Source organism: Parafilimonas terrae (assembly GCF_900115755.1).
Classification (GTDB): domain Bacteria; phylum Bacteroidota; class Bacteroidia; order Chitinophagales; family Chitinophagaceae; genus Parafilimonas; species Parafilimonas terrae.
Window position 1 is genome coordinate 1 of sequence record NZ_FOXQ01000027.1, and the last position, 4,291, is coordinate 4,291.

General features: G+C 37.7%; 3 protein-coding genes. 1 reads left to right on the top strand and 2 read right to left on the bottom strand.

The features are described 5' to 3' along the window. Positions 1-272 precede the first annotated feature (272 nt). Positions 273-1,325, bottom strand: a complete 1,053-nt coding sequence (locus BM015_RS21060) for a restriction endonuclease subunit S (protein WP_090663312.1) — start codon at positions 1,323-1,325, stop codon at positions 273-275. Then, complete coding sequence (locus BM015_RS21065) at positions 1,322-3,154, bottom strand: HsdM family class I SAM-dependent methyltransferase (RefSeq protein ID WP_090663314.1); 1,833 nt, start codon at positions 3,152-3,154, stop codon at positions 1,322-1,324. The genes BM015_RS21060 and BM015_RS21065 overlap by 4 nt, the downstream gene beginning before the upstream one ends. Before the next feature lie 431 nt (positions 3,155-3,585). Between BM015_RS21065 and BM015_RS21075 the strand changes: the two genes are divergently transcribed. Continuing rightward, the gene (locus BM015_RS21075) at positions 3,586-4,218 is read left to right on the top strand and encodes a hypothetical protein (RefSeq protein WP_090663318.1); all 633 of its coding nucleotides are present in this window, start codon (positions 3,586-3,588) and stop codon (positions 4,216-4,218) included. The last annotated feature ends 73 nt before the right edge of the window (positions 4,219-4,291 follow it).

Here is a 4,291-nt window from a genome sequence, read left to right on the forward strand (position 1 = left end):
CCGACACTAACAATACAAAAAAGCGAAAAGAAGGGCATTGATTTTCAACGCAAATTTTTTTTTGTGAATGCGTACTATTCGGTAATATTGGTGTTAGCAGCAAGCGGCTGACCGTTCTCTATGGTGCGACAGGAAAGCGACAAGCTGCATCTTTTCAATTCTGTTTTAATTGCTCGGCTTCTTTTGCCGACACACATTGCGGCACATGGTCAGGTACACAAGGCAGGACACAAACCCAACCTGCCCAAGAGCCGCAATTTTGCTGACGCTTCTTAGAGAGACCCCGAATAGGGTAAAGACTTTACAAAACTCTCCATAAACTCCCAATCAATTTTCCCTTGTTTAGTGACTGGAAGTTTAATTTCAGAAATCGGCATTCTTACAGGTCGCCATTTTCTTCCATAAGCCCATCTATATTTTTCCAACTGTATTAGAGTGCAGACAAACATTGCCAAATATTCATTCCATTCCCTCTCTTTTAAGTACAAAATATTAATGTCGTGTGAGCAAGTAAAATCGTTCCTTTGATAGAAAGCGCAACCAACCGAACCATTATTAGATACCGTAATGCAATTGCCTTTAAAAATCTTTTTGTCTAAGTCATGCGCAGCACTTCTTTCATCCTTATGGTTCGTTTCAATATCGAATAGCGAATAATATCCGGTAACGCCATTATTGTTTTCTGTTGCACCTATAAAAGGAATTTCACCTGTTTCTGTAACATCAGGCTTTTTGTTGTAATAGCCGTTTTTAATAATAAAAACTCCTTCTTTCCCTCCATACTTAAAAGTTTTCCATTTACTTGTATCAAGACTTAGAATCCTTTTTTCTTTTGGGTTAGACACGGCAACGTTGTTGTCATACTTTAATTCAGGGAAAGAGCTTATAAACTTGTCCATGAAATTGAAATCAGGCTCACCTGCTTTAGTTGCAGGCAATAAAATTTCAGATTCACGCATTCGTATTAGGTGCCACTTCCTTCCGTAATTAAATCGATACTTCTCCTTCTTTATCACAGCACAAATGAACAATGCAATATTCCTGTTCAAGTTAAACTTCGGATACAAAACATTAACATCATCGGAAGCCCAAAAGTCAGCAGGTTGATAAAATGCTTCAGCAACAGAACCATTATAGGTAACGGTTATTGTGTTGCCTTTGTGATTTGGGTCTTGCGAGATAAATTCTGTGTATCCATTATTACTATCAATAGCACCTATAAAAGGAGTATTCCCGGCAGTCATATCTGCCTTTGTCAGCCTTTTCCCCTTTTTTAAATCAAAAAGCCGGTTAAGTGTAAAATATTTCCAATTAGCAGTATTCATACTTTTCCAGTAGTTGCTATTTTAAAAGAAACAAAGTCCCTTATTGTTCTGATAAAATCATCCTCGCTTAATGTGGAATAGTCTGTTTCTAAGTAAGCTTCTGCACACCATTCATCAGTTGCAGAAACATTCTTTTTAACAGATAGTCCAGGGATTTCCTTTGAATTGTGATATGCCTTTATGAAGTTGGATTTGATTCCAGCCCACTTCTTTTTAACATCTAATCTTCCTTTATGCTTACGCTTCTCGAACCCATCATCCTTCAAGTACCCAAACCATGTTTCAAAATTTTTATTGGGTTTATTAGCTTCCCAAACCATTACACAAGTGACCACAGTAACAGGAGAAAACACTTCATCAGGCATTGATATAACTGCTATTAGCCTGTGGTTTTGCAAAAGCCGTTTTTTAATTGCAATCAGGTCTTTTTCATTCTTTATCGCACAACTCATTTGAACTATTGCTACAACAAGTCCGTTATTTTTTGACACAACCTTTAAGGCATGTTCTATAAACTCCATCTGCCCAGCATTTCCTACATCGTATGGGGGATTTAAAAACACTACATTGGGGCTGTGCTGTTTGATTATTTGATTTTCCAATTGAAAACAATCCCCATTATAAATATTTGACTTCCCGTCTCCTCTAAACATCATATTTGAGCAAGCATAAGTAAACATATCGGGTCTCCGTTCAACGCCTACTAATTGATGTGCTTTTATTTCTGCTCGTTTATCAGTATCACTCCCAGCCAACTCTAACATTCTTTTCATCGCTGCAATCAGAAAGCCACCAGAACCACAACATGGGTCATAAACTATATCATCAACACCAATATTTGCTAAATCGCAAAACAAGTCGGTGACATGAAACGGCGTTAAGACTAAGCCTTGTTTTTGAGAACTTCCAGCATATCGGATGAACTCTGTATAAAACTTACCCAAAACATCAATTCCGGCATCGTCCATCGTTATCAATGGGTACACATTCTTATAAACATAGTCTATAAATTCTTTCAGAACTTCAATCGTTAGCCTCTCTTCTTTCTTTCGCTTTATCTTTTTCTGCTTAAACAAAGGTTCATTCATTATTTTTTGAAACTCGGCAAGCATGGACTCACTATTCCTTACTTTGTTTGCCTTTAAAACACGCTTCAAAGATTCAATCAACCCAGAAGCTAAATCTGAACTTTCCTCATAAGTAGAATAACTTGCTTTGAACGTATTATCTAATAGCCCTAACAAAACTGCACTAACAACTGTACATCTGCCGTTCTCTGTCATTGAGTACGAGTGCAATTCCTCATTCAAATAGACAGCTTTCTGAATAATGTCAATGCTTTTTAAACTATCAGAAAAAGCCTCATTGTTAAATAGTTTTAGGTAGCCGTTTATTGACAGCAGTTTCCCTGTTTTTAAATCACTGTAATTCTTTGCACCTTTATTTCGCTTAAACGTAGAGACACTTACTGTATCAATATTTTGTCCACTAACAGCTATCGCAATTACATCAAAGTCCTCGCTTAAAACCTTAGAATAATGTAATACTCCATCAACTGCAAAATCTTTAGGCTTATCCAAGTTTTTGCTTTGATGACAAGAGAGTTCCCCTTTGCATTCAACAACTATTAAATAATTAGAATTTTGAACTGGAAATGAAATTAAAAACTCTGGTCGTCCAATTCCTTTCCCAGCTTTTGATGCTTTTTGTAGTAATTCATTAATCCTCCTATTACTTGACTTCTGTTCTTCCAGCTTACAGATGTTAAATAATGGGTCGTTTTTGAAATGACCTCTGACTATTTCTTCAGTAATGCGTTCGTTAGCCATAATTGGTTTTGGTAAGACGTTGCTTTAAAAAAAATTGGCGACAAGATAAAAATTCCCACGCATAAGCCGACAAACATTTGCAAGTGCCCGCCAAACCTGCATCACAGAAGCCGACGCTTGCAAAACTTTGCGGCTTGCCGACGCTTCCATAGACCCGACCCGCAATTAAAACAGCTTCGGTGCGACAACTCCGCCATGCTGCTAACATGGGTTTTCTGCTATGCTGGCTAACGTGGGTAACATCAGCAGCAAATCGCTTATTGCCTGCATATCGGTCAGACGGAATACTATTGAACATTAGAATAAATTTTTTATTTTGGTTCTTTAATCGGCTTCTGTTCCAAGCAGACGTAACACAGACGACCAGCACAGCAGAAAGCCCCGAAACGTTGCCTGTAACTTTATAGCGACATCTACCATTTAAAACGAATATGACACAGCTTGAGAAACTTTACCAATCAATTCAAAACCTGAAAGAACTTGGAGTTCAACTTCCTGACAAACTCATTGAGGAAACAAATCGGGTGGAGGAAGAAATTATTAAGAATGATATTATACCAGCTCTTGCAGACACAATTAGTCCTATCATAAACCAAATTCAGAGAGAAATTATATTAGTCGTAGAATATGTGCCAGACGAACCCTTAAGCGTAAAACTAACAAGGAAACGCAGTTTGACAATCCCGGCTGAGTTGGACACACCGACTGACAAGAAGCACAAGACATTTGCTGAAAGAGAAACATTTACCATATCATCTCATACGAAATCCAGTAAAACGACTTTGCGGGTAAAATTTTCAGACGGAAAAACTATTTCTCATCGCTTTGCTTACGATACTCTTGTTGACACTATTAAAAATATTGGTTACGACAAAGTGAAAGGCTTAAACATAGTTTGTTGTGGAGTGCCATTAGTTTCTAACACCAAAGACGACTACTATGCTCAACATGAATTGACAAAAGGCGTTTTTGTAATGACACATTCATCAACACGCAGCAAAAAAGACCAGCTTGATGAAATATCAAAGCGACTTGGATTAGGGCTAAAAGTTGAAATCGTTTGACAAAAAGCTACAGGCAATAACTAAGCTTTCGTTGCGTCCGCAGGACGAACAATGAAAGCGCTGTTGAACGGAA